This window comes from Photorhabdus sp. RM71S, assembly GCF_042879355.1.
GTDB lineage: Bacteria > Pseudomonadota > Gammaproteobacteria > Enterobacterales > Enterobacteriaceae > Photorhabdus > Photorhabdus kayaii.
This window is the reverse complement of record NZ_JBHFKV010000275.1, coordinates 1-254: the sequence shown is the minus strand read 5'-3', so window position 1 is coordinate 254 and position 254 is coordinate 1. Positions and strand designations below refer to the sequence as shown.

Annotated in this window: 1 pseudogene; it reads right to left on the bottom strand. The window is 46.1% G+C overall.

The features are described 5' to 3' along the window. Window position 1: 1 nt before the first annotated feature. Window positions 2-254 (bottom strand): annotated as a pseudogene (locus ACGF5R_RS24880) (ISNCY family transposase); the annotation flags it as partial.

Genomic DNA, 254 nt, shown 5'->3' with positions numbered 1-254 from the left:
TTTAATGCTTTAACGCTTCAATTTTATCCCGGCTCAGTCCGGTACTGGTGACAATAATATCCAGGCTGACGCCATGCCGTAATAAGGCTTGAGCCGTTTCCACTTTACCTTTCTCTCGGCCTAGTTCAATACCTTCCTCTCGGCCTCGCTCAAGCCCTTTTTGTTCAAGCTGTTCTGCAATAGTCATCAACATCGTTTCATGCTCCGGAGATTGTTCAATCAGTTGATGGACAAATTGGGAGAGATCCAGCGTA